This is a genomic window from Yoonia sp. (assembly GCF_017854415.1).
Lineage (GTDB): Bacteria > Pseudomonadota > Alphaproteobacteria > Rhodobacterales > Rhodobacteraceae > Yoonia.
In genome coordinates, this window is the sequence record NZ_JAFMHR010000234.1 from 1782 (window position 1) to 2739 (window position 958).

Here is a 958-nt window from a genome sequence, read left to right on the forward strand (position 1 = left end):
GGATTTCAGCAGCTACAGCCCGTTGCCGATCACGAGTTGATCGTCTGCTTGCCGGGAGGAGAGGTGGTTTTACGCAGCGCTTGCATTTCTACTTTGGCCCAAGTGGCAAAAGCCCTGGCTAATGTTTAGTTTTTCCCGCCAACAGCGGTATTTTCTGTACGGCTCCCCTACGGATATGCGTAAAGGCTTTGCGGGGCTGAGCGGCTTGGTGCGCCAGCATATCGACCACGACTTGATGAGCGGCGATGTGTTTATTTTCCTCAACCGGCGGCGCGACCGGATCAAGCTGTTGATGTGGGACACCACGGGTTTTGCCTTGTACTACAAACAGCTGGAGCAAGGGACTTGCAGCCGCTAAAAAGGGGGCGGCAGAACTGCTCTGGTCTGACTTGGTCATGGTACTGGAAGGTATCGATATCAAGTCCATCAAGAGACGGAAAAGGTATCGAAAAGCGGGGTAATTTTTTTAAAATTAGTCGCATTTTGATGCAGAAAAACCCTGTAATTTTACGTATTTTGTAGACGTGAAAGGAGCAATATCCATAGCAAAATATCAAGCTGTTTTAGCTGAAAACGAGGCTCAAAAAGCTGTGATTGCCCAGTTGCAATTCCGTCTGGAACAGCTGGAGCGAACGCTTTGTCCCCCAGGATATCTCTAGCGAACAACTCAATATGTTTGCGGAGTTACTTGCCGAGCAGCAGACCGAACAAGTTGATACCGAACAAGTTGAAGCCGAGCCCGTCAAGGAAATCATCACCTACGAGCGCAACAAGCCACAGGCCAAGCCACATCCAGGGCGCACCCCCATCCCCGATCATTTTCCTATTGACAAAGTCACTATCGAGCCAGAAGAGGACACTACGGGTATGGTCAAGATTGGCGAAGAGCGCAGCGAGTGGGTCGAGTATACCCCTGCTAGTCTGGTGCGCAAGGTCATCATTCGTCCAAAATACGCTC

General features: G+C 50.5%; 1 protein-coding gene and 1 pseudogene. Both read left to right on the forward strand.

From position 1 onward, the window contains the following. The first annotated feature begins 121 nt into the window (after positions 1-121). Positions 122-358, forward strand: a complete 237-nt coding sequence (gene tnpB, locus QZ197_RS15865) for an IS66 family insertion sequence element accessory protein TnpB (RefSeq protein ID WP_296433201.1) — start codon at positions 122-124, stop codon at positions 356-358. Between the two features lie 314 nt (positions 359-672). Next, positions 673-958: pseudogene (locus QZ197_RS15870) on the forward strand (IS66 family transposase); the annotation flags it as partial.

What these genes read in the sequence shown, in the direction of transcription:
- tnpB (WP_296433201.1), top strand. Translation starts at nt 122, where the DNA reads ATGTTTAGTTTTTCCCGCCAACAGCGGTATTTTCTGTACGGCTCCCCT.